26 protein-coding genes and 1 pseudogene are annotated in these 25,143 nt (G+C 72.4%); 10 read left to right on the forward strand and 17 right to left on the reverse strand.

Going from position 1 to position 25,143, the window contains the following annotated elements; all coding sequences use genetic code 11:
• Window positions 1–47 precede the first annotated feature (47 nt).
• On the reverse strand, window positions 48–377 hold the full coding sequence (locus tag IG90_RS0113560; protein WP_030582685.1) for a YkvA family protein: 330 nt from the start codon (window positions 375–377) through the stop codon (window positions 48–50).
• Between the two features lie 86 nt (window positions 378–463).
• Window positions 464–730, reverse strand: coding sequence for a WhiB family transcriptional regulator (locus tag IG90_RS0113565; RefSeq protein WP_030582688.1), 267 nt, complete (start codon window positions 728–730; stop codon window positions 464–466).
• 234 nt (window positions 731–964) lie between these two features.
• Between IG90_RS0113565 and IG90_RS0113570 the strand changes: the two genes are divergently transcribed.
• Window positions 965–2,140: a serine hydrolase domain-containing protein gene (locus tag IG90_RS0113570; protein WP_233435950.1), complete on the forward strand. Its 1,176-nt coding sequence runs from the start codon at window positions 965–967 to the stop codon at window positions 2,138–2,140.
• 12 nt (window positions 2,141–2,152) lie between these two features.
• On the opposite strand, the pseudogene IG90_RS43485 reads toward IG90_RS0113570, so the two are convergent.
• Window positions 2,153–2,320 (reverse strand): annotated as a pseudogene (locus IG90_RS43485) (serine/threonine-protein phosphatase); the annotation flags it as partial.
• Window positions 2,321–2,516: 196 nt separating this feature from the next.
• On the reverse strand, window positions 2,517–3,350 hold the full coding sequence (locus IG90_RS0113580; RefSeq protein ID WP_030582694.1) for a Scr1 family TA system antitoxin-like transcriptional regulator: 834 nt from the start codon (window positions 3,348–3,350) through the stop codon (window positions 2,517–2,519).
• Between the two features lie 187 nt (window positions 3,351–3,537).
• Between IG90_RS0113580 and IG90_RS0113585 the strand changes: the two genes are divergently transcribed.
• Complete coding sequence (locus IG90_RS0113585) at window positions 3,538–3,948, forward strand: ATP-binding protein (protein WP_078585237.1); 411 nt, start codon at window positions 3,538–3,540, stop codon at window positions 3,946–3,948.
• A gap of 74 nt (window positions 3,949–4,022) precedes the next feature.
• Here the strand turns inward: IG90_RS0113585 and IG90_RS0113590 are convergent, their stop codons facing one another.
• Both IG90_RS0113590 and IG90_RS0113595 read right to left on the reverse strand, forming a co-directional pair.
• Complete coding sequence (locus IG90_RS0113590; protein ID WP_030582700.1) at window positions 4,023–4,733, reverse strand: ribonuclease H family protein; 711 nt, start codon at window positions 4,731–4,733, stop codon at window positions 4,023–4,025.
• 85 nt (window positions 4,734–4,818) lie between these two features.
• The gene (locus IG90_RS0113595; protein ID WP_030582703.1) at window positions 4,819–5,457 is read right to left on the reverse strand and encodes an SDR family NAD(P)-dependent oxidoreductase; all 639 of its coding nucleotides are present in this window, start codon (window positions 5,455–5,457) and stop codon (window positions 4,819–4,821) included.
• 212 nt (window positions 5,458–5,669) lie between these two features.
• Here IG90_RS0113595 and IG90_RS0113600 point away from each other — a divergent pair, with 212 nt between their 5' ends.
• Complete coding sequence (locus tag IG90_RS0113600; protein WP_030582706.1) at window positions 5,670–7,568, forward strand: ABC transporter ATP-binding protein; 1,899 nt, start codon at window positions 5,670–5,672, stop codon at window positions 7,566–7,568.
• A gap of 63 nt (window positions 7,569–7,631) precedes the next feature.
• On the opposite strand, the gene IG90_RS0113605 is transcribed toward IG90_RS0113600, so the two are convergent.
• Window positions 7,632–7,898, reverse strand: coding sequence for a hypothetical protein (locus tag IG90_RS0113605; protein WP_030582710.1), 267 nt, complete (start codon window positions 7,896–7,898; stop codon window positions 7,632–7,634).
• 152 nt (window positions 7,899–8,050) lie between these two features.
• Between IG90_RS0113605 and IG90_RS0113610 the strand changes: the two genes are divergently transcribed.
• The 3 genes from IG90_RS0113610 (at window position 8,051) to IG90_RS0113620 (ending at window position 11,196) form a co-directional block, all read left to right on the forward strand.
• Window positions 8,051–8,740, forward strand: a complete 690-nt coding sequence (locus IG90_RS0113610; protein ID WP_030582713.1) for a class I SAM-dependent methyltransferase — start codon at window positions 8,051–8,053, stop codon at window positions 8,738–8,740.
• A 315-nt stretch (window positions 8,741–9,055) separates the two neighbouring features.
• A complete protein-coding gene (locus IG90_RS0113615; RefSeq protein ID WP_030582715.1) occupies window positions 9,056–9,652 on the forward strand; it encodes a carbonic anhydrase in 597 nt (198 codons plus the stop codon).
• A 74-nt stretch (window positions 9,653–9,726) separates the two neighbouring features.
• Window positions 9,727–11,196 (forward strand): SulP family inorganic anion transporter, encoded by a 1,470-nt coding sequence (locus tag IG90_RS0113620; RefSeq protein WP_030582719.1) that lies wholly within the window; start codon window positions 9,727–9,729, stop codon window positions 11,194–11,196.
• 115 nt (window positions 11,197–11,311) lie between these two features.
• Here the strand turns inward: IG90_RS0113620 and IG90_RS0113625 are convergent, their stop codons facing one another.
• The 3 genes from IG90_RS0113625 to IG90_RS0113635 all read right to left on the reverse strand — a co-directional run bounded on the left by IG90_RS0113625 (window position 11,312) and on the right by IG90_RS0113635 (window position 12,717).
• Complete coding sequence (locus tag IG90_RS0113625) at window positions 11,312–11,749, reverse strand: DUF2267 domain-containing protein (RefSeq protein ID WP_030582721.1); 438 nt, start codon at window positions 11,747–11,749, stop codon at window positions 11,312–11,314.
• Window positions 11,750–11,789: 40 nt separating this feature from the next.
• Window positions 11,790–12,188, reverse strand: a complete 399-nt coding sequence (locus IG90_RS0113630; protein WP_030582723.1) for a DUF2267 domain-containing protein — start codon at window positions 12,186–12,188, stop codon at window positions 11,790–11,792.
• A gap of 97 nt (window positions 12,189–12,285) precedes the next feature.
• Window positions 12,286–12,717, reverse strand: coding sequence for an Hsp20/alpha crystallin family protein (locus IG90_RS0113635; RefSeq protein ID WP_030582726.1), 432 nt, complete (start codon window positions 12,715–12,717; stop codon window positions 12,286–12,288).
• Between the two features lie 138 nt (window positions 12,718–12,855).
• On the opposite strand from IG90_RS0113635, the gene IG90_RS0113640 reads away from it, so the two are divergent.
• Window positions 12,856–13,536, forward strand: coding sequence for a hypothetical protein (locus IG90_RS0113640; RefSeq protein ID WP_030582729.1), 681 nt, complete (start codon window positions 12,856–12,858; stop codon window positions 13,534–13,536).
• A gap of 88 nt (window positions 13,537–13,624) precedes the next feature.
• Here the strand turns inward: IG90_RS0113640 and IG90_RS0113645 are convergent, their stop codons facing one another.
• Entirely contained in the window at window positions 13,625–14,410 is a 786-nt protein-coding gene (locus IG90_RS0113645) for an SAM-dependent methyltransferase (RefSeq protein WP_030582732.1), read from the reverse strand.
• A 654-nt stretch (window positions 14,411–15,064) separates the two neighbouring features.
• Here IG90_RS0113645 and IG90_RS0113650 point away from each other — a divergent pair.
• Entirely contained in the window at window positions 15,065–16,510 is a 1,446-nt protein-coding gene (locus IG90_RS0113650) for an alpha/beta hydrolase family protein (protein ID WP_106972916.1), read from the forward strand.
• A gap of 40 nt (window positions 16,511–16,550) precedes the next feature.
• Here IG90_RS0113650 and IG90_RS0113655 read toward each other — a convergent pair whose 3' ends face one another.
• Window positions 16,551–17,219 (reverse strand): 5'-nucleotidase, encoded by a 669-nt coding sequence (locus IG90_RS0113655; protein WP_233435951.1) that lies wholly within the window; start codon window positions 17,217–17,219, stop codon window positions 16,551–16,553.
• Window positions 17,220–17,352: 133 nt separating this feature from the next.
• Between IG90_RS0113655 and IG90_RS0113660 the strand changes: the two genes are divergently transcribed.
• Window positions 17,353–19,413, forward strand: a complete 2,061-nt coding sequence (locus IG90_RS0113660) for a neutral/alkaline ceramidase (protein ID WP_030582741.1) — start codon at window positions 17,353–17,355, stop codon at window positions 19,411–19,413.
• Window positions 19,414–19,481: 68 nt separating this feature from the next.
• Here the strand turns inward: IG90_RS0113660 and IG90_RS0113665 are convergent, their stop codons facing one another.
• The 4 genes from IG90_RS0113665 to IG90_RS0113680 all read right to left on the reverse strand — a co-directional run bounded on the left by IG90_RS0113665 (window position 19,482) and on the right by IG90_RS0113680 (window position 23,127).
• The gene (locus tag IG90_RS0113665) at window positions 19,482–19,964 is read right to left on the reverse strand and encodes an NUDIX hydrolase (RefSeq protein ID WP_030582744.1); all 483 of its coding nucleotides are present in this window, start codon (window positions 19,962–19,964) and stop codon (window positions 19,482–19,484) included.
• 33 nt (window positions 19,965–19,997) lie between these two features.
• Entirely contained in the window at window positions 19,998–21,587 is a 1,590-nt protein-coding gene (gene lnt, locus IG90_RS0113670; protein ID WP_030582747.1) for an apolipoprotein N-acyltransferase, read from the reverse strand.
• A 99-nt stretch (window positions 21,588–21,686) separates the two neighbouring features.
• The gene (locus IG90_RS0113675; RefSeq protein ID WP_030582749.1) at window positions 21,687–22,271 is read right to left on the reverse strand and encodes a hypothetical protein; all 585 of its coding nucleotides are present in this window, start codon (window positions 22,269–22,271) and stop codon (window positions 21,687–21,689) included.
• 70 nt (window positions 22,272–22,341) lie between these two features.
• A complete protein-coding gene (locus IG90_RS0113680; RefSeq protein WP_030582753.1) occupies window positions 22,342–23,127 on the reverse strand; it encodes a glutamate racemase in 786 nt (261 codons plus the stop codon).
• Between the two features lie 58 nt (window positions 23,128–23,185).
• On the opposite strand from IG90_RS0113680, the gene IG90_RS0113685 reads away from it, so the two are divergent.
• The gene (locus IG90_RS0113685; RefSeq protein ID WP_030582755.1) at window positions 23,186–24,367 is read left to right on the forward strand and encodes a glycosyltransferase; all 1,182 of its coding nucleotides are present in this window, start codon (window positions 23,186–23,188) and stop codon (window positions 24,365–24,367) included.
• Window positions 24,368–24,410: 43 nt separating this feature from the next.
• Here the strand turns inward: IG90_RS0113685 and IG90_RS0113690 are convergent.
• Window positions 24,411–25,143, reverse strand: a 733-nt coding sequence (locus IG90_RS0113690; RefSeq protein WP_030582758.1) for a TerD family protein, incomplete at its 5' end; no start/stop codon positions are given.

Raw genomic sequence — 25,143 nt, forward strand, 5'->3', positions numbered from 1 at the left:
AAGGCCGCGCGGGGCAGAAGGCCTCGGAGGGCCTGCCGGGCGGCGTCTCAGCTCACGGCGTCGGGGCGGCTCTCCACCGCCGGGGACGTCGCCCGCGTACCCGTACGCACCCCGGCGGCCGCGGCGGCCGAGTGGAGGGAGCGCAGGGCGACCAGCAGGAAGCCGATGTCGTCGAGGTAGACGGGATCGGGCAACAGGTCGACCGGCGACACGGTGTAGATGACGGCCGCCCAGACGAGCGCCTTGCTACGCAGTGGGATCCCGGCGTCGACCAGCAGCTTTCTGGCCTTGAAGACGCGCACCAGCAGCACGGCGGCCAGGGCCAGCATGAGCAGCGCGGCCACAGCGCCGAGAACGAGCCAAACGGTGGTGTCCATGCCTCATCGTGTACCCACTCGCTCCCGGATGACGAACCCGCCGCGGCGGTGTCGACGCCCGGGATCCGGGGATCTCACGGTGCGGGTCAGGCCGTACCGCGTCCCCGGGTCTCCGCCCGCCTGCGGCTGCGACGCTTCAGGGCACGCCGCTCGTTCTCGGACAGGCCGCCCCAGATCCCGGAGTCCTGCCCGTTCTCCAGGGCCCATTCCAGGCAGGCGGCCTGTACGGGGCAGGTCCCGCAGACGGCCTTGGCCTCCGCTGTCTGGACGACGGCGGGGCCCGTGCTCCCGATGGGGAAGAACAGGTCCGGGTCCTCCTCGCGGCAGGCGGCGTGCAGGCGCCAGTTCTCCATGCTGCTCAACTCTGCTCACTCCCGATGTCGATACGTCGTCAGTCGCTTGCCGTACGTGTCTTCCGTGCGGGTGACCGACGATCGGCGCCTCAAACACGTATCGGACGGGCACATCGGGTACCGGAGCGCGCGAGCAGTCGCTCCGGGCGCGGGGAAGTCCATCCGGCTGGCCCCCGTACAGGACGGGGCGCTTACCGGATGGCTGGTGGCCCGTGCCGTTCCTAACCTCGCATCATGATCTTTCGTCGTTCCTGGTTGTCAGCTGCGGTGCTCGCCCTGGCCCTGTCGTCCCTGCCGTCCGTCACGGCTTCGGCCGCGCCACGCCCCTCCGGCACGGCGTGGTCGGTGCAGCGTGACGCCGACGCGCTGCGGGATACCGGGGTCACCGGGGTGGCGGTCCGTCTGGAGACTCCGCGCGGGACGGTCACGGCCCGCTCCGGAGTGGGGGACCTGGTCACCGACCGTCCGGTTCCGAAGGACGGCTACCTGCGTCTGGGCAGCACCACCAAGACGTTCGTCGCCACCGTCGTGCTGCAGCTGGTGGGCGAGAAGCGGATCTCCCTCGACGAAACGGTGGAGGAACTGCTGCCCGGGGTCGTGTCCGGAGCCGGGAACGACGGCCGGACCATCACCGTCCGCGACCTGCTGCGGCACACCAGCGGCCTGCCCGACTACATCCACGACGTATTCCCCGACCCTAGTGCCCGGACCTACTTCGCCAACCGGTGGAACGCCCACGAGCCCGAGGAGCTGGTCGCCCTGGCCATGCGCCATGAGCCCGCCTTCCCGGCAGGCACCGACTGGGAGTACTCCAACACGAATTACGTGCTCGCCGGAATGATCATCGAGAAGATCACCGGCCACACCTGGGAACAGCAGGTCAGGGACCGCATCCTGCGCCCGCTCGGCCTGCGGCACACCGACACCCCGGGCACCAGGCCCTTCCTCCCGCAGCCGCACGCGGCCAACTACCAGCAGTTCGCCCTGGACGGCCCGATGGTCGACACCACGATCCCCTACCGCCCCTTCGACAGTGGGGCGGACGGCTCGATGACCGGCACGGCCCGCGACCTCAACCGCTTCTTCACCGCCCTCGTCGACGGGCGGCTGCTGAAACCCGCCGAGCTCGCCGCAATGCGGGCCACGGTTCCGGTGCCGCAGGACAGCGGCCACCCGGAAGGCACCCGGGACGGCCTGGGCCTGTTCTTCACCCCGCTGTCCTGCGGCGGCGGTTACCTCGGGCACGGCGGCAGCGGCTTCGGATACGTCATCCGGGCGGCGACGACCACGGACGGACGGCGCACGGTCACCGTCTCCGCGCACAGCCGTGCTGGGGACCCGCGGAGCGCGGCACGTCAGGAGGACGCACTGCGCGAGCTCGTCGACCGCGCTCTGTGCCGCGCCGCCTGACCGAAGCGGCCGCTACGGGTGCGGGCGGATCCGGGGGCGGTGCAGGGCGAGGAGCGCCTGATCGTCCTGGATCCGGCCGCCGGTGTGGTGCCCGACGTCCTCGATCAGCAGGTGGAGGATCTGCGCCGGGATAGCCGGGTCGCCGGTCGGTGCGCGGTGGTGGACGAGAACGGGCATGCGGTGGCGACGGGAGCGGCCATCAGCAGCGGCGCTGAGGTGACGTCGGTCGGCGTCACGAGGTCCAGCACGACAGCCAGCATGACGACCCAGAACGGGATCCACCGGGCCCTGCGCAGCTGCAGCCCTCCCCCACGCTGTACGGGGCCGGGGCCCGCCGCATCCCGGCGGCGGCCGGGTGTGCCGCGCCCGGGCCGGGTCACTCCGGCAGCGGGGTCCCGGGGCCGGGCGCTGCGGCGCACGCGGCGTCCAGCCGGATGCGGTGGGCCATCACGGCCTCGGGGTCGTCGATGAGTTCGACCCGGACGCCCGGGGTCTCCAGCACCGCCTGGTCCCCGATCTCGGGTGCGGGCACCCGGAGGATGTGCAGGGGAGGTAAGCCGGTCAGGGGATGCGGCGGGTGGTCCATGGGCACCACCTGGACGGTGGCGTGCTGTTCCTTCATCGTCTCGGTCAGCGCGGCCCGCTGCTCGTCCATGGTCTCCCGGTCGCCGACCCGCGTGTGGAGGGCCGCCTCCGGGAACAGGGCCCACACGGCGGCCCCGCGCTCACACATGCGGCGACGACGCTCCCGCAGCAGCTCGACGCGCCGCTCCCGGCGGGCGGGGCTGTCCTCGGGGTACTGCGTGCGGTAGAGCGCGGCGGCGTACGCGGGGGTGCGCAGCAGCTCGGGCACCAGTGCCGGGTGCCAGGTCCGTACGAGGCTCGCCGAGGATTCCACGCCGATGACGTCCTGCTGCCAGCTCTCCATCGCGTCCCGCCAGCGGTGCCACCAGCCGGGCAGGTTCGCGGCTCCGAGCCCGGCCATGATGGGCTCGGCCACGGCTGGGGACACGCCGTAGCAGCGCAGCAGTTCACCGACCTGCCGGGGGTCGAGTCCGGTCTCGGCGCGCTCGATGCGCCGGACGGTGGCGGGGTGGGCGTCCAGCGCCTCGGCCGCGGCCCGCAGGCTGATGCCCGCGCGTTCCCGCAGCATGCGGAGGCGGACCGCGAGGACGCGGTGCTCCACGGTGGGACCTGAACGGGCTCGCATGCGCAGAACCTTCCTCGTCGAGCCCCGGGGCGGAGCTCTACACACTCTGTCGCTTGCAAAGTATGCGTTTTGCACCGAGAGTGCATACATGTCGGAAATAGTCAGTTGCGCGGAGCGCGCTCCCGATGACGGAGGTGTCCGAGGTGCCGCATGTACCCGAGGCGCACACAGCTGGTGGGTTCCCCGATTGCCCGGGGGCGTGCCGGAGGCCCGTCACCGGGTCCAGGAGGCCATGCGGGCCTGGGGCGAACCGGCCGAGCGGATCGAGGCGGCAGCTCTGATAGTGACCGAGCTGGTCACCAACGCCGTGCAGCACACCAGCACCCGGCGGATCCGCTGCCGGCTCCTGCGCTCCGCGGGCGGCGTGCGCATCTGCGTGTGGAATCGCGGCCGGGTCCGGATCCCGGCTCCGGCGACCCTGCGCGACTCGGCGGGCCTTCCCGTCGCCGGGGCCCCGGCGACGGGCAGCCACGCGGACGACGACGTGCTCGACCGCCTCGCGGAGGACGGCAGGGGCCTCCTGCTCGTCGACGCGCTGGCGGCCCGCTGGGGCACCCGCGCCGCACTGGCGGGCCGGCTCGTCTGGGCCGACGTCTGATCCCGTCCCACGACATTCCCGCGTGACCGCCGGACCACTCCTCGAAAATTCTTCCTCGCGGCGCCCTCGCGTGATCAGGCGGGAGCGGTGCGGCACTCCGGGTGGCCCCAGCCGTTCGGGTTCTTCGCGATCGGCTCCTTGGCCGCGTACGGCTTTCCGCAGTGGCACCGGCCCGCGAAACGCGCCGAGATCGTGCCGGTGGACCGCCCGCTGCGGGACGCGCCCCCGGCGCTCCGCCCCTTGCCGCCCGAAGCCCCGGACGCCTCGGTGCGCCCCTTCGTGGACCGCGCGGGCGCGGGCACCGGCAGTGCCGTGGCACCGTGCGCCGTACCGGCCGGGCTCTGGGCCACGGCCGCCTCACTGGCGGCCTGGTCGGCGAGCGCGTTGAGCGGGTCGCCGTTCACCTGGTGTGCGGGCACGTAGCGGAACGTCACCGAACGGTCGGCGAGCAGGGCGTCGATGCGGGTGACCAGCTCACGGTTGGCGACGGGCTTGCCGCCGGAGGTCTTCCAGCCGTTGCGCTTCCAGCCCGGCAGCCACTTGGTCACGGCGTTCATGGCGTACTGCGAGTCCATCCGCACCTCGACCCGCACCGCCGGATCGGTGGACTCCAGCAGCTGGGCCAGAGCGGTGAGCTCGGCGACGTTGTTCGTCGCGGTGCCGAGCGGTCCGGCCTCCCAGCGCACCGGATTCCCGTCCGCGTCGGCGGCGACCCACGCCCAGGCGGCCGGTCCCGGATTTCCCTTCGACGCCCCGTCACACGCGGCGATCATGCTCTCGTTCATCCCTCGATCATGCCAGCCCCGCATGACCGTTCCGACCGCCCCGTGATCGCCGTGACAACCGCGCCCAGGGCGCGAGCGGGTCGTATCAGGGCACGATCGGGTCCGCATGGCCGCCGTCGACGCGCACGGCCGCCCCGGTCGTCGCCGAGGCCTGCGCGGAGCTGAGGCGGACGGCCAGGCCGGCGATCTCCTCGGGCTCGATGAGCCGCTGGATCAGGGACTGCGGGCGGTGCAGCCGCATGAACTCGCGCTGTTCCTCGTCCCCGGGAAGCCCCTTGTCGACGAGCTCGTACGCGAAGTCCTCCACGCCACCGGTGTGCGTGGGGCCGGCGATCACGGAGTTCACCGTCACGCCCGTGCCCGCGGCCTCCTTGTCCAAGCCACGGGAGACGGCGAGCAGCGCGGTCTTCGGCATGCCGTAGTGGATCATCTCGGCGGGGATCACGATCGCGGAGTCACCGGCGATGTTCAGCACGCTCCCCCTGCGGTGCCCGGTCATACCCGGCAGGCAGTGCCGGATCAGCCGGACGGCGCCGAGGACGTTCGTGTCGGAGTACGTCCGCCACGTCCCGGTCGACAGCCCCGGCATCTTCGGATCCAGGCCGCCGCCGGAGATCACCGACGGCGAGTCGCAGGCCGCGGCGAGCCCGGTCGCGATGGCGAGGCCGATACCTTGCGAGGAACCGGACACCACCGCGTCCTTCCCCGACAGACCGATGCGCACGCCACTTCTCCCGTTGCCTGCTCGTCCGTCGCCGTGCATGCCCCGGGTCCGTGGGGGCCGGTCGCCTCCCGGCCCCGCACCCCCGACCCGCAACCGCTTGACCTCGACCAGACTTGAGGTCTTAGCGTTCCCAGTGAACCCGGGGCCGTACGGCAGACCGGGATCCGCAGGTCGTCAGCTCTTCCGCAGGCCATCAGATTTCGGAGCGCCCCATGGACATGGAAGTCACTGCGTGGCATTCGCTGCACAGCGCGATGAACGCCCAGCAGGACCGCCGGCCCTTCTCCCGGAAGGCGTTGCGCCGCATCATGCTCTTCGCCCGGCCCCACCGGCAGCGGATCTACCGCTTCCTGCTGCTGAGCGTCCTGACCGCGCTGCTCGCGGTGGCCACCCCGGTACTGGCCGGGAAGGTCGTCGACGCGATCGTGAACGGCGAGGAGACCGGAACGGTCACCCGGCTCGCTCTGCTCATCGCGCTCATCGCCGTCGTCGAGGCCGGTCTCGGCCTGCTCACCCGCTGGCTGTCGTCGACGCTGGGCGAGGGACTGATCCTGGACCTGCGCACCGCCGTCTTCGACCATGTGCAGAAGATGCCGGTGGCCTTCTTCACCCGGACCCGGACCGGCGCCCTGGTCAGCCGGCTCAACAATGACGTGATCGGCGCGCAGCGGGCCTTCAGCAACACGCTCTCCGGCGTCGTCTCCAACCTCGTCACGCTGCTGCTGACGCTCGCCGTGATGCTGACGATCTCGTGGCAGATCACGTTGCTCTCACTCGTGCTGCTCCCGGTGTTCGTCGTGCCGGCCCGCCGGATGGGGGCCCGGATGGCGGGTCTCCAGCGGGAGGCGGCCGACCACAACGCCGCGATGGGCACCCAGATGACCGAGCGGTTCTCCGCCCCCGGCGCGACGCTCGTCAAGCTCTTCGGGCGCCCCTTGGACGAGTCGGCCGAGTTCGCCGCCCGCGCCGACCGGGTGCGTGACATCGGCATCCGTACTGCGATGGTCCAGTCGGCGTTCATCACCGCACTGACCCTGGTCTCCGCCCTGGCGCTGGCTCTCGTCTACGGGCTCGGCGGCTTCTACGCCCTGCGTGGCAGCCTGGAGCCGGGGGCCGTCGTGGCGCTGGCGCTGCTGCTGACCCGGCTGTACGCCCCGCTCACCGCCCTCGCCGGCGCGCGGGTCGAGGTGATGAGCGCGCTCGTCAGCTTCGAGCGGGTCTTCGAGATCCTGGACCTGAAACCGCTGATCGAACAGAAGCCGGACGCCCGCCCGGTGCCGGAGGGCCCGGTCTCGGTGGAGTTCGACCGGGTGTCCTTCGGCTACCCCTCCGCCGAGAAGGTCTCCCTCGCCTCACTGGAGGAGGTCGCCACGCTCGACGACCGGGGCGGCACTCCGGTCCTGCACGAGGTCTCCTTCCGTGCCGAACCGGGCCAGATGATCGCTCTGGTGGGCTCCTCCGGCGCGGGCAAGTCGACGATCGCGCAGTTGCTGCCGCGGCTGTACGACGCGGACGCCGGTTCCGTGCGGCTGAACGGGGTCGACGTACGCGATCTGAGCGCCGACTCGATCCGGGACACGCTCGGCATGGTCACCCAGGACGGGCACCTCTTCCACGAGTCGGTGCGGGCCAACCTCCTGATCGCCCGGCCCGACGCCTCCGAGGACGACATCTGGGACGCCCTGCGCCGCTCCCGGCTCGACGGTCTGATCGCCTCACTGCCCGACGGGCTCGACACGGTGGTGGGCGAGCGCGGTTACCGGCTCTCCGGCGGCGAGCGCCAGCGCCTCACGATCGCCCGGCTGCTGCTGGCCCGTCAGCGGGTCGTGATCCTCGACGAGGCGACCGCGCACCTCGACTCCACCTCCGAGGCCGCCGTCCAGGAGGCACTGGCCGAAGCACTGACGGGCCGGACGGCCCTGGTGATCGCCCACCGGCTCTCGACCGTACGGGCGGCCGACCGGATCCTGGTCGTGGAGGCGGGCCGGGTCGTCGAGAACGGCACGCACGCCGAGCTGCTGGCGGCCGGCGGGCGGTACGAGGAGCTGTACCGCACCCAGTTCGAGCGACCGTCGTCGGACGGGGAAAGGCCGGTCCAGCCGGTCCGCTGACCCGCCGTCCTCGCCCATGCCCCTGCCCACACCGTTCGGCCGGACCTCACCGGCCGGGCGGCGTCAGCGTGTACCGGTGCGGACGAGGGCCTGCTCGACGGTCCGCAGCCGCCGCAGCGCATGGCCGCCGCACCGGCGCCACTCCTTCGGCGACACCCGAGGACGGTGCCCGCCGTTGGTGACGAGTGCGTTCACCGACGTCATCGGGTCCGCCGCCATGCTCTTGGCCAGCAACACGCCGACCACCAGCGGGAGCAGCGTGACGGCCAGGGCGGAACCGGCGGTCGTGACGTGCTGGATACGGGGGCGGCGCGGCGCTTCGGAGGTCATACGGCCATCGAACAGCGGCCCGGGGACCGCGACATCGGGGTACGTACTCAGGAGTGGTGGACCGGCATACTCAGCCGCTCGCGGGGGGACGCTCACAGCGGCCGGGTGCGCGGATCCCGGCCGAGCCGCCGGAGCACGGAGGGATCGCGTCGATGGGTGACAGCCAGGGACCGGGTGACAGCGGAGCTCTCCATGACGGCCAGGGACCGGCGGACAACGGTCGCGGACGTCCGGCCGCGGCTGTGTTCGACGCACTGGGCGCGGAGTACGAACGGGCCTTCGCCGCTTCGGCCGCCCACCGGGAGTCGCTGGAGAGGCTGCTGGCGGACCTCGCCCCCGGAAGCCGGGTGCTGGACGTGGGCAGCGGGACGGGCCGGCCCACCGCGCAGACCCTGACGGACGCGGGGCACCGGGTGCTGGGGGTCGATGTGTCACCGGTGATGACCGCGCTCGCGGCGCGGCAGGTGCCCGAAGCCGAGTTCCGGTGCGCGGACATCCGTGATCTCCCCCTGCCCGAGGGTGAGTTCGACGCGGTCTGTGTGTACTTCTCGCTGCTGCAGATGGAGCGCGGCGAGCAGGGCGAGCTGCTGGGGCGGCTCGCCCGGTCGCTGCGGCCCGGCGGACTGCTGGCCGTGGCGACGGTACCGGTGGACGTCGCGGGCGTCGACGCGGTGTTCATGGGGCAGCCGGTCCGGGTCTCCAGCTTCGGCGCCGAGGAGTTCACCGCTCTGGCCGCGCGGGCGGGCATCGCCGTGGACTGGGCGCACAGCGCGCTGTTCACTCCGGATCACCCGGCGGGCGCACCCGAGCCGCACCTCTTCCTGCACGGCCGGCGCATCTGACGGCACAGCGTTCCCTCGCGCCCACTCCGCCCATTGGCTATCACAAAGAACAAGCCGAATGAATGACATGGATGGCGCATTCGCGTTCCTTCACGAGAAGGTAATGCGATAGCAAAGTTCTGGTCTATATGCTCAGCTGTAGTCGTATCCGCGAGGAGCGACCGGAGTGGGACTCATGACGGCTGCCATCCGGCATACCGCGAGGTGAGACGCCTCTCCCTTTCCGAACATTCATACGGACACAAACAGCGCATTCGTCAATATGACCCGACCACACCGCTCCCCGGCACTGCCGGATGCAGGAGGCAGGCCACCATGCAATCCCTCGTAGACCACGCCCGGACATTCACCGAGCACGTCGCCGCGAACGCAAAGGATTTCGCACGTCTCGCGGACGGCCAGACCCCCGAAGCACTCTTCGTCACGTGCTCGGACTCACGCGTCGTCCCGTCCCTGTTCACCGGTGCCCGCCCGGGCCAGCTCTTCGAACTCCGCACCGCCGGCAACATCGTGCCGCCCTACCCCGCGCAGGACCGGCCCACCGGTGAGGCCGCGACCATCGAGTACGCGCTGCGCATGCTCCAGGTGCGCGACATCATCGTGTGCGGGCACTCCCACTGCGGCGCGGTGGGCGCCGTGTTCCGCGGCGACGACCTCTCCGCCATGCCCGCCGTCCGCCACTGGCTGGAGCACTCCACGGACGGCAGGGACCCGGCGGCGGACCCCGCCGACCTCCCCGGGGCGATCCAGGCCCACGCCCTCGCCCAGCTGCACACGCTGCGGAGCTACCCCGCGGTCCGTGAGCGGCTCACCGAGGGCACCCTCGGCCTGCACGCCTGGTACTACGAGGTGGACACCGGCTCCGTCAGCGTGCACCGGCCGGAGCGCGGGACCGAGTTCGCCCGCCTCTGACGGCTTCCCTCCCCCCACCACCCTCACGCGCCCGGCCCCCTCCGGGCACGACCGTACCCACAAGGGAATCCACCGTGATCTCCGCGAAGGAACTCAAGAACCCCCACGTCGTGCGGCGCGACCTGCTGGCGTCGCTCGTCGTCTTCCTGGTCGCGCTTCCGCTGTGCCTCGGCGTCGCCGTCGCCTCCGGAGTACCGGCCGAACTGGGCCTGGTCACCGGTATCGTCGGCGGGCTCGTCGTCGGCTTCCTGCCGGGCAGCAAGCTCCAGGTCAGCGGGCCCGCGGCCGGGCTCACCGTGCTCGTCTACGAGGCGGTCAAGGAATTCGGCCTCAGCACACTCGGCCCGATCGTGCTGGCCGCCGGGCTGCTCCAGATGGTGCTGGGCGTAGCGCGCTTCGGCCGCTGGTTCCGCGCCATCTCCGTCTCCGTGGTCCAGGGCATGCTCGCCGGCATCGGCCTGATCATCGTGCTGGGCCAGGTCTATGCCATGGCCGACACCGAACAGCCGGGCAGCGGGCTCGCCAAGCTGGCCGGACTCCCCGGTCTCGCCGTCGAGATCGTCACGCACCAGGAGGCCCTGACAGCCTTCGGCCTCGGCGCCGGTACGGTCGCCGTGCTGCTGCTGTGGCCGAAGCTCCCGGCCGCCGCGCGCCTCGTCCCGGCGCCCCTCGCCGCGGTCGCCCTGGCCACCGCCGTCGCCTCGCTGGCCGGCCTGCGGCCGGCGGTCGCCGATGTGAACGGGCTGCTGCACGCCATCGATCTGCCCGGCGGGGCGGAGTTCGCCCGGCTCGCCGATGTGGCGGTCATCGGCACGGTCCTGGCCTTCGCCCTGATCGCCTCGGCCGAGAGCCTGTTCAGCGCGGCGGCTGTCGACCGGATGCACGACGGACCGCGCACCGACTACGACAAGGAGCTGGTGGCCCAGGGCGTCGGCAACACCATCTGCGGGGCGCTCGGCGCGCTGCCGATGACCGCGGTCATCGTCCGCAGCTCCGCCAACGTCCAGGCCGGGGCGACGACTTCACTCTCCCGGATCGCCCACGGCCTGTGGCTGCTGCTCTTCGCCGCATTGCTGCCCGCCGCCGTCGGGATCATCCCGCTGGCCGCGCTCGCCGGGGTCCTCGTTCACGCCGGGTGCAAGCTGGTGCCCGCAAAGGAGTTCGGCCCACTGTGGCGCGAACACCGGGGCGAGGCCGTGCTGCTGGCGGTCACCGCGATCGCCATCGTGGTGACCAACCTCTTCGAGGGGGTCGTGCTCGGCCTGCTGCTGGCCGTGGTCAAGTCGGCCTGGGAGACCTCGCACGTCCAGCTCACCACCCATGAGCTCACCGGTGGCCGGGTCGTGGTGAGCCTCACCGGGAACGCCACCTTCCTTCGGCTCCCCCGCATCCTGGAGCAGTTGGAGAAGCTCCCGCAGGACCAGCCCATAGAGCTGGACCTGACCGGACTGCGCCACCTCGACCACGCCTGCCGGGTCGCGCTGGAGAACTGGGCGCGCCGGCACAACAACGCGGAGATCGAGCCGGTGACGATCCGCCGGTAGCTCCTCCACGCCGCCGTACGGGACGCCGGGCGCTTCACATCAGCGCCCGGCGTCCCGTCGAAGCAGCGTCTCACGGCCCGGACCGCCGTTCCGGTGCCGCCGCGAACCCTTCGGATCAGGCGGCCTGCGCGAGGAGTTCGGCGCGGCCGAAGAGGAGCGCGTAGCCGGGCGGCAGTCGGCCGATGACCCGAGCGACGAGGTCGTCGCCCACGAGCGCGGCGATCTGGCTCAGGACGACACCGGCGTCCCATCGCGCGGTCGCCGGAGTACCTCCGGTGCGCTCGGCGAGATCGCGGACGAACGCGGCTCCGGAGAGCTGCTTCACCGCAGGGGCTTCGGCGGTGAGGACCAGCGCGGCCTGTCGTGGCAGTACGGCGGCGAGCGCGACGCGTTCGTCGCCGGTGACCTGACGGCCGAGCGCGCTCAGCACAGCGCGCAGGCTCTCCTCGGCGCGTTCGCGCGTCGGATAGGCCCCCTCGTACCGGATCTTCTCCAGCAGCCGGTCGCCGGTGGAGTCCGCCGGCGCACCGGCGTTCCGGGGCTCGTGGATCATCGTGGCAGCAGCCCTTCTCGTCAGTACTGCTCGAACAGGATCAGGCGCTCTTCGGATGCCCGCCGAAGAGCAGGTCATACCCGGGCGGCAGTTGAAGCAGGATGCGCCCTGTCAGTTCCTCGCCCGCCGCTTCCGCGGCGACGCTGAGGACGGCTCCGGCGTCCCACTGCGCGGTCTGTTCGCCGGCCCCTTCGATCCAGGCAGCGGTGGCCCGCACGAACCGTTCCGGCGAGAGCGGTTCGGCGGCCTGGAGCGGGTTGAGCAGGATCAGCGCCATGGATTCCGGTAGCCGGGCGGCCAGTTCGGCCCGCTCTCTGCCGACCAGATGTGCGCCGAGGAGGGCCAGGACGACGCGCGCGGCGCGTTCGGCCTCCGTGCGCGTCTCGTACTTTCCGCGTTCCCGGACCCGGTCCAGGAACGCCTCCCACCGCAGAGTCACCGCAGCCGCCTCCTCGGGTGGTGCGGGCGGGAGCCGGGACCGGAAGAGGAAGGGAAGGTCCGTCCCGGCCCTCGCCGCTGTCGCGGACGGACCTCGGTCAGCCCTTGATCTCCTTGCGCCGCGACTCGCCGCCGATGGCGATCTTGCGCGGCTTGGCGCGTTCGGCGATCGGGATGCGCAGCGTCAGCACACCGGCGTCGTAGTCGGCGTCGATGCGTTCGGTGTCGAGCGTGTCCGCGAGGACGATCTGCCGGGAGAAGACACCGAGCGGTCGCTCGGAGAGCTCCATCTGCACGTCGTCGGTGTTCACGGCCGGTCGGCGCTCGGCCTTGACGGTCAGCATGTTCCGCTCGACGTCGATGTCGATCGCGTCCGGCGAGACACCGGGGAGATCGAAGGCCACCACGTACTCGTCGCCCTCCCGGTACGCGTCCATCGGCATCGCCGAGGGGCGCGACCAGGTGCCGGGACGCAGTAGCTGCTCGGTGATCCGGTCGAGTTCGCGGAAGGGATCGGTACGCATCAGCATGGCGGAAACACCTCCGGTCGATCGGGCGGACAGCCCGCGCTTTTCACTTGACACCGTTGTAACATGTCATCCATCCGATGACAACTGAAGATGTCGCCGAAAGGATGACAGAGTCTTCGAGCACTTCAAGGAGCATTCGTGTCCTCACCAGCCCAGCCCGAGCCGGCCCGCCGGCCGGATCCGGCCGCCGTCTCCTTCCTCGCGGCGTCGGCGGCCCTCAAGGCCATCGACGAGGCGGTCCGCGACGCCCACACCGACACCGAGGAGGCGGCCGGGTCCGCGCCGGACACGGAGCGGACCCAGGCCCTGGCATCGCTCCAGCTGCTGCGCGAAGTGCGGGAGCGGCTGGCCGGCTGGGAGACCGGACTGATCGAGGCGGCACGAGCGGCGGGAGCGAGCTGGGCCGACCTCGCCGACCCGCTCGGCGTCGCCAGCCGTCAGGCCGCCGAGCGACGCTATCTGCGGCTGCGTCCGGGCTCGGCGGGCAGCACCGGTGAGCAGCGGGTCCAGGCGACGCGGGACCGCCGGGCCGGAGACCGGTCGATCACCACATGGGCCCGGCGGAACGCGGCGGACCTGCGGTCCCTCGCCGGGCAGATCACGGCGCTGGCCGACCTGCCGGCCTCGGCGGACCCGTCGCTGCAACTGCTGCGGCAGGCGCTCGGCGGCGAAGACGCCGCCGACCTGGTCACGCCGCTCACCGCGCTCCATCCGCATCTCGCTCCGGAGCACCGGCAGTTGGCGGACCGCCTCGACTCACTCACCCGCCACACCAGCCGACTGCGCGAGGACACGGCCACACGGCGGCGGAACGGCTGAACCGCGGCACCGCGGGCCCGGACGTCTCCGTTCGGGCCCGCGTCCTCGGCAGCCGCGCCGCGCCTCCGCCATACGACCGGAGCTACGGCTACGGCTTACGAGCCACAAGACCCCACTGGTCGACCGGCACCGTGTCGTCCTCCTCGGGCCGCCAGCGGTCGATCGGGACGAACCCCGGCTCGACCAGCTCCAGCCCCTCGGCGCAACGGGTGATCTCCTCCGGCTCCCGGACGAGATACGGCGGGTTGTCTCCGGACGCGTAAGCCTCCTGGGCCGCCAGCGTCTGCGGTGTCTTCACCGTGTCGCACAGCACCAGACAGCTGCCGGACGGCATCCGGGACAGATAGCTCTGGACGACGTCGACGCCTTCGGCCGGATCGAGGTGCCCGAGGGTCGAGAGCAGGAGCACGGCGACCGGCTCGGACAGGTCGAGCGTCTTCGCCGCCTCGTCCACCACCGTGTCCGTCGCGGACAGATCGGCGTCCACGTAGGCCGTGCGGCCCTCCGGGGCGCTGGTCAGGAGCGCCTCGGCGTGGGCCAGGACGATCGGGTCGTTGTCCACGTAGACGATCCGCGACTCGGGCGCGATGCTCTGCGCCACCTCGTGCGTGCTGTTAGCCACCGGAAGCCCGGTCCCGACATCCAGGAACTGGCGTACCCCCGCCGAGGCCAGGTAGTGGATCGCGCGGATCTGGAAGGCGCGTGAGGCACGGGCGATGTCGACCATCTGCGGGTAGGCCGCGCTCACCACGTCGGCCAGCTCCCGGTCCACCGGGTAGTGGTCCTTGCCGCCCAGCCACGCGTTCCAGACGCGCGCGGAGTGGGGAACGTCGGACCGGATCCGGCGGCGGAAATCGTCATCGTCGACGCTCATGTCTCTCCTCCACTCACTTTCCGTACAAGGCCGTTGACCGGATTCTCACCGGCCAGGGCCCTGATGGTGACCGTACCCCGCCGCCCGGCGGCACGCAGCGAAGGCAGGCCACCGAGCTCGTCCGCCCGGCTCACCGGCCGCGGCGCGGCGCATCCCGCGGGCTCGCGGCTCCGGCGACCGCGGCGGGAGGCCGAGGCCCTGGGTCAGTGCACGGTGAGCGCCCGCAACCCGCAGCACACCGGTAACCATGTCTGGGCCGAGGCTCCGTGGAACCGTTCCACGCTGCCTCCGGACGGTCGCGCGAAGACCTGCGTGCGTCTCCACCGGGACGGCGGTCTGGTGAAGACCGCCGAGTTCTGGGAGGACGGCGCGTTCACGGCACCTACTCGACCGGTCTGCCGTGCGTCGGTGACACGCACACCTACCAGGTGCGGCCGCACGGCCGGGACGGCGACCACATCAGGTACGACGCGTGGAACCAGGCGGTCACGCTCGGCTGCTGAGCGCGGGAGCGGCTCCGGTCCGATCCGATCCGTCGGTGCGGTGGATACCCGTACGGGATGACGTGGGCCGCCGGCGTATGCGCCTCAGGTCGCACACGGTCGCGACGTGAGCGCGATGTGGCGGGCCCGTACCGGACCGGACGATGACCGCATGACAGAAACGATCGCGGGGCTGCCGTTGTCCGCCCCGGAAGCCCTCATGGTGCTCGGCGCCGTCGTCCTCGTACTGGCGCGCTGGCTTCCCGGACGCTTCCGGGATCCGGCCACGATCGCCGCGGGAGCCCTGCTCGTGGGGTCGGTGACCGTTCTCGTCCTGGCGGGGCTGCGCTGGCAGATGATCCCGGTGGTCGTCGTGGCGGCCGTCGCCGCGGCGGCCGCCCTCGCTCCCTTGCTGTCGAGGCGGGCCGGGCGGACACCGTGGCGGGCCCGGTGGTGGCTGGCGTTGCCCGGGTCCGTGGCGGGCGTCGCTCTCGTCGCGACGGGCCCCGTGTCCGCGTGGGCGTTCCCGGTGCCGGAGTTCCCCGCGCCGTCGGGGCGCTTCCCGGTCGGGACGGAGGTCCTGGAGTGGTCCGCGCGCCCCGACGGGACCGGCCCGGGCGACGAGCGGCGCACGCTCGTGACCCAGCTCTGGTACCCCGCCGGGCGGAGTGCTCCGGACGCCCGGCGTGCACCGTACCTCGGGCGTACGGAGGCGGAGGCGCGTACGGTCTCCTCGGCGCTGGCCGACTACGTGGGGGTCCCCGGATTCCTGCTCGACTCCCTGCCGCGCTCCCGGAGCCACGCGGTGCCCGGTGCACCGGTGGCGGACGACGGCGGACGTTTCCCGGTGGTGGTGTTCTCGCCCGGGCTGGGCGGTGTGCGCACCCAGAACACCGCGTGGGCGGAGGAACTGGCCTCCCACGGCTACGTCGTGGCGGGTGTCGACCACCCCTACGACTCGGCCGCCGTGGTCCTGTCGGACGGGCGGACCCTGCGTACCGAGGTCTCCGCCACCGGTGACCGGGCGAAGGACGAGGCGCTGGCGGAGGGGTGGACCCGGACGCGCGCCGCGGACCTGCGGGCGGTGCTCAGCAGGCTGGAGCGGCTGGACTGCGGCGAGGTCGTGGGGCCGCTGGCCGGACGGCTCGACACCGGGCGGGCAGCGGCTGCCGGGCACTCACTCGGGGGCGCGGCCGCGCTGCAGGCGGCCCGTCAGGACCGCAGGTTCGACGCGGTCGTCGATCTGGACGGCTTTCCGCACGGACGGGTCGGTGACCGCTTCGAGCAGCCCGTCCTGGCCCTGACCCAGGAGATCGGGCCGGGGACCGACCCGGACTACCTGCCTCGGCTCACCCGGGTGCTGGAGCTCAGCGAAGCGACGAGCTACCGGCTGACCGTTCCCGGGGCCGCGCACCTCACCTTCACGGACGCCCCGCTCTACCTGCCGCCCGTCCCCGGCGTCGTCGGTTCCCTGGGGCGTACGGAAGGACCCAGGATCACCGCCTCGGCCACGCTGTCCTTCCTGGACGCCACACTGCGGCGCACCCCCCTCGACCTGCGAGCCGCCCTCGCGGCGCACGGGGAGGTGACGGTCCACCGGCCGGAGGGCGCCGACTGAGCCCGGCCCACGCGACTGAGGCTGACGGAGGCTTGCGCGTTCAGGCGTTCCGGGCCGCAGGCGCCGCCGGCTCGTCGAGCTTCCCGAACGGCACGTGCACGCTCGGGGTGGTCCGCGAGGTGCTCTCCAGGTGGCCGTGCTGGTCGTCGAAGACGTGCCCGGCGGGCAGCCCGGCGGCGACCGCCTCGCGGACGTCCCTCTCGTTCGCCGACAGGAACAGGGACATGTTGAGGGCGGGCATGAACCGGTGGGGCGAGCGGCCCTGCATGAAGATGGCCCTGCTGATGGGCAGGTCGTGGCTCTCCATGGAGCGCATGACCCGCAGCCCGGTGTCGGGGTCGTTCCGGGACAGGACGATGACCTCGACCAGCGGGTCGTTCACCTCGCTCAGGTCGTTCAGCGACAGCAGGCGGCGGATGAAGGGGAACACGCTCCCCGGGCGGAGCGGGTCGCCCACCTGCTGCTCCTGGTGGGCGCGGTAGCTCTCCTCGCCCTGTTCCCGGAAGACCGCGTCCGACTCGGTCAGGTCGAAGAGCGCGCTCGACGCGATCCCGATGACCAGCCGGTCGGCGAGTTCGTAGTACGGCGCCCCCTCCGGTCGGCCGCTTGCCGACGCGCCCCCACTATCGCACCGTCGTACGGCTGTTCCCGCACCAGCCGGAGGGGCGGCCCGGAAGGCCGACTCAGGGGGGAGACGTACCCGGCGCACCGCTTTACTGGCCGGTAGACATCTATGCGACGCAGGTCACCCTCCTCTACGGTCGGGGCACTGCCCGGCCCCTCCACGTCGGTGAGCCGCCGACCGGGCCCGGGCATCCCCGTCTCCCGCCCCAGGAGGATCCATGCCACCCCCCACCACCCGCCGCTCCCGGCGCAGGCTCCCCGTCGCGGTGCTCGCCGCCGCCCTCGGAGCGGTCACCCTGGGCGCTCCCTCCCCCGCGTCCGCTTCGCACACCGCCGACGACGGGGACTACCTCGTCGGGCGCGGCATCGCCGATGTCACGGGCGAGGCCGCCGAGACCGGGATGATGGGCTACTCCAGCTTCGACCAGAGGACCTCGGGCATCCACCAGCGGCAGAGGTCGCGCGCCTTCGTCGTCGTCGACCGGTCGAGCGGCAAGCGCGTGGTGTACGTCAACGCCGACCTCGCGATGATCTTCCAGTCCGTGCAGCAGGGGGTCATCGCCCGGCTGAAGGAGCGTCACGGAAGCCTGTACGACGAGGAGAACGTCCTGCTGTCGGCCACCCACACCCACTCGGGGCCCGGCGGACACTCCCACAACGTGGCCTACAACCTCTCCGTCCTCGGCTTCCAGAAGGAGACCTACCGGGCGATCGTCGACGGCATCGCGGAGTCCGTCGCCGAGGCGCACGAGGATCTGAAGCCCGGCACGATGAGCCTGGGCACGGGGGCCCTCACCAACGCCAGCGTCAACCGCTCCCGGGAGGCGTTCGACCGCAATCCAGCCTCCGACCGGGCGGCCTTCCCCGGCGCGATCGACCCGGCGATGACCGTGCTGCGCTTCAAGCAGGGCGACGAGGACGCGGGCGCGATCAGCTGGTTCGCCACCCACAACACCTCGATCACCAACAAGAACACGCTCATCAGCCCCGACAACAAGGGATATGCCGCCCACGCCTGGGAGCACGACCACGAGGGCGTGCGCCATCTCGACGACACACCCGGTTTTGTCGCGGCCTTCCCCAACACCAACGCCGGTGACATGTCGCCGAACCTCAACCTGAAGCCGGGATCGGGTCCCACCGAGGACGAGTTCGAGAACACGCGCATCATCGGCGAGCGCCAGCTCGACAAGGCCCGCGAGATCTACGACGACGCCCGGCCGGTCGCCGGAGGCGTCGACTCCCGGCTCGCCTATGTCGACATGGAGAACGTGACCGTACGCCCGGAGTACACCCCGGACGGAAAGGAGCACCGCACCTGCCCCGCCGTCGTGGGCGCGTCCACGCTCGCGGGCAGCGTCGAGGACGGTCCGGCGATCCCCGGCTTCGAGGAGGGCACGCGCACCCCGGTCGCGGGCATCATCGACGCGCTGCGCATCGACACCCCGTCCTGGCTCCAGACCTGCCAGTACCCGAAGGCGAGCCTGATCCCGACGGGCCTGCTGAGCAACGTCCACCCGGTCACCCCGAAGCGCCTCCCCCTGCAGATCATGAAGATCGGCGAGCTGCACCTGGTGGCCGCTCCGGGCGAGTTCACGATCACGTCCGGTCTGCGCGTGCGCCGCACGGTGGCCGAGCAGTTGGGCGTCCCGCTCGACCGCGTCCTGCTCCAGGGGTACGCCAACGCCTACAGCCAGTACGTCACGACGCCGGAGGAGTACGACACGCAGAACTACGAGGGCGGCTCCACGCTGTACGGCCGCTACACCCTGCCCGCCTACCAGCAGGAGTACGCCCGGATCGCGGAGTCCCTGCGCGAGGGCACCGACCTGGAGCGGGGCACGGCGCCGCCGGACGAGTCGGGGCGGCAGTTCACCTTCCAGACCGGGGTCGTGTACGACAACCCGCCCGCCGGCAAGGCGTTCGGCGCGGTCCTGAAAGCCCCGGAGGCCTGGTACGCGCGCGGATCCACCGCGACCGTCGAGTTCGCCACCGGCCACCCGAAGAACAACGTCCGCCGGGGCTCCACCTTCCTGGAGGTGCAGCGGCTGGAGAACGGCTCGTGGACGCGGGTGCTGGACGACGGTGACTGGGAGACCACCTACCGCTGGACCCGGCTCAACGGTCTGACCGGCACCTCGAAGGCCACGGTCACCTGGGACATCGCGGCGGACACCGCACCCGGCACCTACCGGATCGTGCACCACGGGGACACGAAGAGCGTGCTCGGGAAGATCACGCCGTTCACCGGGGCGACCGGGACCTTCACCGTGAACTAGGGCGTGTTTCGTAAGTCCCGCCTGCTCGGCGGGCGGACGGCGCTCCTTTCGAAACACGCCCTAGGAGGTCACGGAGTGCGCGGGGTGGGCTGGAACCAGGCGGGGCCCTCGGTGAGGGCCTGCTTGATCCGGAACAGGGCGAACTCGCCGAGCGGCGGGAGCCCGTCCAGCGGGAACCAGCCCACCTCCAGCGACTCGTCGTCGTTGACCCGCGCCTCACCGCCGGTCGCCCGGCAGCGGAAGGTGACGTCGAGATACTGGCAGCGGTCGCCGTTGGCGTACTGCACGGGCTCCAGCGCCTGTGTGAGCACCACCCGCTCGGCCACGCAGTGGACGCCGGTCTCCTCCAGCACCTCACGCTCCGCCGTCGCCGCCGGCTCCTCCCCCGGCTCGGAGATTCCTCCGATGACCGACCACTTCCCGGTGTCCGCGCGCCGCCCGAGCAGCACGCGGCCCTCGTCGTCCAGGACGACGGCCGTCACGCCGGGCAGCAGGAGCAACTGATGCCCGGCGGTGGCGCGGATCTCACGGATGAAGTCGGGAGTAGCCATGGATCGGAGCCTACGCGGCCGGATCGGGTGCTCCTACGCGGTCCCCTCGCTCCGGCGTGCCCGCAGCGCCGCGACGCTCACCCAGCCCAGGCCCGCCAGGGCCAGCAGCGCGATGACGCCCTCGGGCAGGGGGCCCATCCGGGTGGCGGGGGTGAGCGAGGAGCGCAGCGGGACCTCGTCGACGAGGGCGTCGGGGGTGAACATCCCGCTCTTCTCGACGATCGTGCCGTCCGGGCGGATCACCGCGCTGACCCCGCTGGTGACGGGGACGACGACGGCCCGGCCGTGCTCGACGGCCCGCACCTGGGACATGGCCAGCTGCTGGTAGGTCATCTCGCTGCGGCCGAACGTCGCGTTGTTGCTGGGCACGGCGATCATCTGTCCGCCGTGCGTGACGGTGTCGCGTACGGCGTCGTCGAAGGCGGCCTCGTAACAGGTCACGAGCCCCACATTCGTCCCTGCGAGGTCGAAGACGCCGACCTCGGTGCCGGGGACGAATTCGCGCTGCACGCGGTCGACGTCCTCGCTGAAGAAGCGGGCCACCGTGCGCATCGGCATGTACTCGCCGAACGGCTGGATGTGCCGCTTGTCGTAGGTGTCGACCGGGCCCTGGTCGGGGTCCCACTCGATCAGGGTGTTGCGGAGGCTGTCGGAGCCCTTCTCGACGACCGACCCGACGACCGTTGGGGCGCCGATCGCCTTGACTGCCTCGTCGATGACCTGGCGGGCGTCCGCGTTGAGATAGGGGTCGAGGTCGGAGGAGTTCTCCGGCCACAGCACGAAGTCGGGCTGCTTCTCCTTGCCCGCCTGCACGTCCTCGGCCAGCTGTGTGGTGCGCCGGGCGTGGTTGTCGAGGACGGCGCGGCGCTGGGCGTTGAAGTCGAGGCCCAGGCGCGGCACGTTACCCTGGATCGCGGCGACGGTGGCCGTGCCGTTCTCCGCCGAGGCGTCGACCAGGGGCAGCGCGGCGAGGGCCCCGGCAACCGGTACGAGGACGCTCACGGCCGCGCCGACGACGGCCGCGCGCGGGACCTTTCCGGTCCTGCGGTAGGCGACGAACCGGCGCACGGCCTCGTAGAGCCCGAAGCCGCACAGCACGACGGCGAAGGAGAGCAGCGGGGTGCCGCCGAGCGCGGCGAGCGGCAGGAAGGCGCTCTCGGACTGGCCGAAGGCGATCTTGCCCCAGGGGAAGCCGCCGAACGGGATCCGGGCGCGGACCGCCTCGTCCAGGACCCAGACCGCGGCCGCCCAGACCGGCCAGTAGGCGAGGCGGGTCACCGCGGCGATGCCCAGGCACCCCACGGCGATGAAGAGCGCCTCCGCGGCGGCCAGGGCCAGCCACGGCACCGGCCCGACGTCCTCACCGGTCCAGTGCAGCAGCGGCAGCATGAAGCCGAGGCCCGACAGGAGGCCGAGGCCGAAGGCGCTCCGGAGCCTGCGCCCGTGCAGCACCCAGCCCAGCAGGGCGAATCCGGGCAGCACGAGCCACCAAAGGGGGCGGGGCGGGAAGCTCGCGTAGAGCAGGAGTCCGGACAGCACGGCGGCGGCCGGGCGGAGGAGCCGCGGCAGCAGTCCGGTGACCGGGGACGCTGCGGGGGGCGGCGGGTCGTCGACGGGAGTCATGGTGGCGCTCACCCGGCGGAGTCTACGGTGGGCGGCGGTGAGCGGCGGCGTTGACCTGCGCGGCACCGGGACACGCGCGCGGCTGCGGGGCGGCTCCGCCTACGGCGCGGGGCGGCGCGGTCGGTCGCCGGGCAGGTCGCCGGTGGCCGGCAGGTGCAGGCGTTGCCGGATGAACCGTACGGCCGTCTCCGCGTCGTCGACCGTGACGGTGAAGGTGCGTCCGTCGCCGAGGCGCAGGGATATGCCCTCGCCCTTGCGGACCACGACGGCGGTGCCCTGCTCGGGGCGCCATCGGTAGCCCCAGCCGCCCCACTGGCGCGGGTTGATCCGGGGAACGAAATCCGCGGCCGTCACGTGACTCAGCGGGATCCGGCGGCGCGGCAGGCCGGCGTGGCCGCATCGCACCTCCAGGCTGTCCCCGTCGACCTTGACGGACACGTGGACGAAGGCGAGCGTTCCGAAGAGGATCAGCAGTCCGGCGGCGAGGCAGCCGATCACCGACATGAGCAGCGCTGCGACGCCCGAGGTCCAGGTGCCGTCGACGGCCAGCTCGATGCCGAGGGCCACACAGCCCGCGCCCGCGAGGGCCGGCACCCACTGGATCCGGTTGCTGGCGCGGCCGTTCCACACCGTGGGCGGCGCCTGGCCCGACCCGTGCCTCGCACTCTCGGGGTGGTCCGTCATATTCAGCAGCGTAGCCGCGTTCCGGGCTCCCGGCCGGGGATGCGGAGGGCCGATCGGACGAGAAGCGCGGTCAGCGGACGGGGGCCGCGGCGGTCAGGATCCGGCCCTCGGCGTAGGTCAGAGCGGCTTCCGGCAGGCCGGCGGGGCGGCCGCCCTGGAGCACGGTGAGCGTGCCGGAGGGTTCGGCCGTCGGGGCGGGGGCCGCGCCGATCCGGCGCAGCGCCTGGGCGGCGACCGCACCGGCGGAACCGTGCAGGGCGAGCGGCGGGCGGCCGGGCCGCTGCACGGCGTCGCGGATCCGGGTCGCGACCAGCTCGTAGTGGGTGCAGCCGAGGACGACGGCCCGCACGTCGGGCGGGGTGAGGGCGGCGGCCGCCGCGACGGCCCGGTCGATCCCGGCCTCGTCCCCGTGCTCCACGGCGTCGGCGAGCCCGGGGCACGGCACCTCGGTGACCTCGGCGGAGCCGCCGAAGTCCGCGATCAGTCCGCGCTGGTAAGGGCTGCCGGTGGTGGCCGGGGTGGCCCAGATGGCGACGGAGCCGCCGCCCGCGGCGGCGGGCTTGATCGCGGGGACCGTGCCGATGACCGGCAGTGCGGGCTCCAGCGCGGCGCGGAGCGCCGGCAGGGCGCGGACCGAGGCGGTGTTGCAGGCGACGATCAGCGCGTCGGGGTGGTGGGCCGCCGCGGCGCGGGCCACCGCCAGCGCCCGGGCGGTCACATCCTCCGGGGTGCGGGGCCCCCAGGGCATGGAGCCGGGGTCGCAGGAGAGTACGAGTTCGGCGTCGGGCCGCAGGCGGCGCACTGCGGCCGCTGCCGCCAGCAGGCCGATTCCGGAGTCCATGAGCGCGATCTTCACCCGGTCACCCTAGCCGACAGCCCTTGCGGACCGGGCTCAGTGGTGCAGACTTCCGCGGATGAGCGCCGTTGCCTGGATCGCCGTGGGTTCGCTGATCGCGTGGGTGTGGCTGCTGCTGGGCCAGGGCTTCTACTGGCGGACCGACCAGCGGCTCCCCCGGCGCACCGACCCGGTGCGCTGGCCGTCGGTGGCGGTGGTGGTGCCGGCCCGCGACGAGGCGGAGATGCTGCCGGTGAGCCTGCCGTCGCTGCTGGTCCAGGACTATCCGGGGGACGCCCGGGTCATCCTCGTCGACGACTGCAGCAGCGACGGCACCGGGCAGCTGGCCCGCGACCTGGCCGCCCGGTACGGCGGGCTGCCGCTGACCGTCGTCTCGCCCGGGGAGCCGGAGCAGGGCTGGACGGGCAAGCTCTGGGCCCTGCGGCACGGGATCGCGGTGGCCCGGCGGGACAAACCAGACTTTCTGCTGCTGACCGACGCGGACATCGCGCACGAGCCGGACAGCCTGCGCGATCTGGTGGCCGCGGCCGGCCCGGGGGGCCCGGACGGCTTCGACCTGGTGTCGCAGATGGCGCGGCTGCGGGTGGAGAGCGTCTGGGAGCGCCTTGTGGTGCCCTCGTTCGTCTACTTCTTCGGGCAGCTCTATCCGTTCCGCCGGGTGAACCGGGCCCGGTCGCGGACGGCGGCCGCGGCGGGGGGCTGCGTCCTGCTGCGCACCGAGGCCGCCGAGCGGGCACGGTTCCCTGATTCGATCCGGCAGGCGGTGATCGACGACGTGTCGCTGGCGCGGGAGGTGCGGCGCAGCGGCGGCCGGATCTGGCTGGGGCTCGCGGAGCGGGTGGACAGTGTGCGGCCCTATCCGCGGCTGGCGGACCTGTGGCGGATGGTCGCGCGGAGTGCGTACGCGCAGTTGCGGCACAGTCCGCTGCTGCTGGCGGGAACGGTGCCGGGGCTGCTGCTCGTCTACGTGGCGCCGCCCACGACGCTGGTCGCGGGGGTGCTGACGGGTGACGGTGCGGCGGCCTGGGCGGGCGGCGCGGCGTGGGCGGTGATGACGGCGACGTATCTGCCGATGCTGGCGTACTACCGCCAGTCGCTCTGGCTGGGCCCGCTGCTCCCGCTGACGGCGGTGCTGTACCTGCTGATGACGGTGGACTCGGCGGTGCAGCACTACCGGGGGCGGGGCGCCGCCTGGAAGGGCCGTACCTACGCGCGCCCGGAGGCCGCGCCCGACCGGTGACGCCGCCGGGAGGCGGGCGGCCGGTCCGGGCGGGCGCGGGGGATCACTTGCGGCCGGGCGTCCAGTTCATGCCCCAGCCGTAGGCGGCGTCGATGGTGCGCTGCGGGCTCACGCCCCGCTCGGGGACGAGGTAGCGGGCCTCGCGCAGGACGGTGAGGTCGCCGCCGTTGTTGGTGATCAGGGCCAGGGCGCAGACGGTGGAGGGCACGGTGCACTCGTCGAGGGAGAAGTCGATGGCCGCGCCGTCCTGCGGCTGGAGGGTGACCGTGGCGTGGAGATCGGCGAAGCTCCGGGCGCCTTCGTAGATGGTGACGAAGATCAGTACGCGCCGCAGCAGGTCCTTGTGATCGAGGTTGATGGTCATGTTCTCGCCGGTGGAGAGCGCGCCGGTGCGGTCGTCGCCGTCGAGATGGATGAAGGGCGGCCGGCTCAGCGAACCGAACGCGTTTCCGAGCGCCTGCACGACTCCCTTCCGGCCGTCGGCGAGTTCGTACAGGGCGCAGAGGTCGAGGTCGAGATCGGCGTGCATGGCGACGGCCCGGCCGAGCTTGGCTCCCCAGCCCTTGAACTGCTTGCGCACCTCCCAGTTGAGGTTGACGCGCAGTGCGCCACTGGTGCCGCCCTGTTTGGCGAGCGAGACGGACGGCGCGCTCTTCGTCAGCGTGACCTTGGTCAGCCGTACGGGTGCCGGGACGGGCGGGGCCGCGGGAGCGGGCGGCGCCGGCGGCGCGGGGGCGACCGGGGCGGGGGCGACCGGCGCCGGGGCGACCGGGGCC

It is taken from the genome of Streptomyces anulatus, from assembly GCF_000721175.1.
Classification (GTDB): domain Bacteria; phylum Actinomycetota; class Actinomycetes; order Streptomycetales; family Streptomycetaceae; genus Streptomyces; species Streptomyces anulatus_C.

What these genes read in the sequence shown, in the direction of transcription:
- IG90_RS0113560 (WP_030582685.1), bottom strand. Translation starts at nt 377, where the DNA reads ATGGACACCACCGTTTGGCTCGTTCTCGGCGCTGTGGCCGCGCTGCTC.
- IG90_RS0113565 (WP_030582688.1), bottom strand. Translation starts at nt 730, where the DNA reads ATGGAGAACTGGCGCCTGCACGCCGCCTGCCGCGAGGAGGACCCGGAC.
- IG90_RS0113570 (WP_233435950.1), top strand. Translation starts at nt 965, where the DNA reads ATGATCTTTCGTCGTTCCTGGTTGTCAGCTGCGGTGCTCGCCCTGGCC.
- IG90_RS0113580 (WP_030582694.1), bottom strand. Translation starts at nt 3,350, where the DNA reads ATGCGAGCCCGTTCAGGTCCCACCGTGGAGCACCGCGTCCTCGCGGTC.
- IG90_RS0113590 (WP_030582700.1), bottom strand. Translation starts at nt 4,733, where the DNA reads ATGAACGAGAGCATGATCGCCGCGTGTGACGGGGCGTCGAAGGGAAAT.
- IG90_RS0113600 (WP_030582706.1), top strand. Translation starts at nt 5,670, where the DNA reads ATGGACATGGAAGTCACTGCGTGGCATTCGCTGCACAGCGCGATGAAC.
- IG90_RS0113605 (WP_030582710.1), bottom strand. Translation starts at nt 7,898, where the DNA reads ATGACCTCCGAAGCGCCGCGCCGCCCCCGTATCCAGCACGTCACGACC.
- IG90_RS0113610 (WP_030582713.1), top strand. Translation starts at nt 8,051, where the DNA reads ATGGGTGACAGCCAGGGACCGGGTGACAGCGGAGCTCTCCATGACGGC.
- IG90_RS0113615 (WP_030582715.1), top strand. Translation starts at nt 9,056, where the DNA reads ATGCAATCCCTCGTAGACCACGCCCGGACATTCACCGAGCACGTCGCC.
- IG90_RS0113625 (WP_030582721.1), bottom strand. Translation starts at nt 11,749, where the DNA reads ATGATCCACGAGCCCCGGAACGCCGGTGCGCCGGCGGACTCCACCGGC.
- IG90_RS0113635 (WP_030582726.1), bottom strand. Translation starts at nt 12,717, where the DNA reads ATGCTGATGCGTACCGATCCCTTCCGCGAACTCGACCGGATCACCGAG.
- IG90_RS0113645 (WP_030582732.1), bottom strand. Translation starts at nt 14,410, where the DNA reads ATGAGCGTCGACGATGACGATTTCCGCCGCCGGATCCGGTCCGACGTT.
- IG90_RS0113650 (WP_106972916.1), top strand. Translation starts at nt 15,065, where the DNA reads ATGACAGAAACGATCGCGGGGCTGCCGTTGTCCGCCCCGGAAGCCCTC.
- IG90_RS0113660 (WP_030582741.1), top strand. Translation starts at nt 17,353, where the DNA reads ATGCCACCCCCCACCACCCGCCGCTCCCGGCGCAGGCTCCCCGTCGCG.
- IG90_RS0113665 (WP_030582744.1), bottom strand. Translation starts at nt 19,964, where the DNA reads ATGGCTACTCCCGACTTCATCCGTGAGATCCGCGCCACCGCCGGGCAT.
- lnt (WP_030582747.1), bottom strand. Translation starts at nt 21,587, where the DNA reads ATGACTCCCGTCGACGACCCGCCGCCCCCCGCAGCGTCCCCGGTCACC.
- IG90_RS0113675 (WP_030582749.1), bottom strand. Translation starts at nt 22,271, where the DNA reads ATGACGGACCACCCCGAGAGTGCGAGGCACGGGTCGGGCCAGGCGCCG.
- IG90_RS0113685 (WP_030582755.1), top strand. Translation starts at nt 23,186, where the DNA reads ATGAGCGCCGTTGCCTGGATCGCCGTGGGTTCGCTGATCGCGTGGGTG.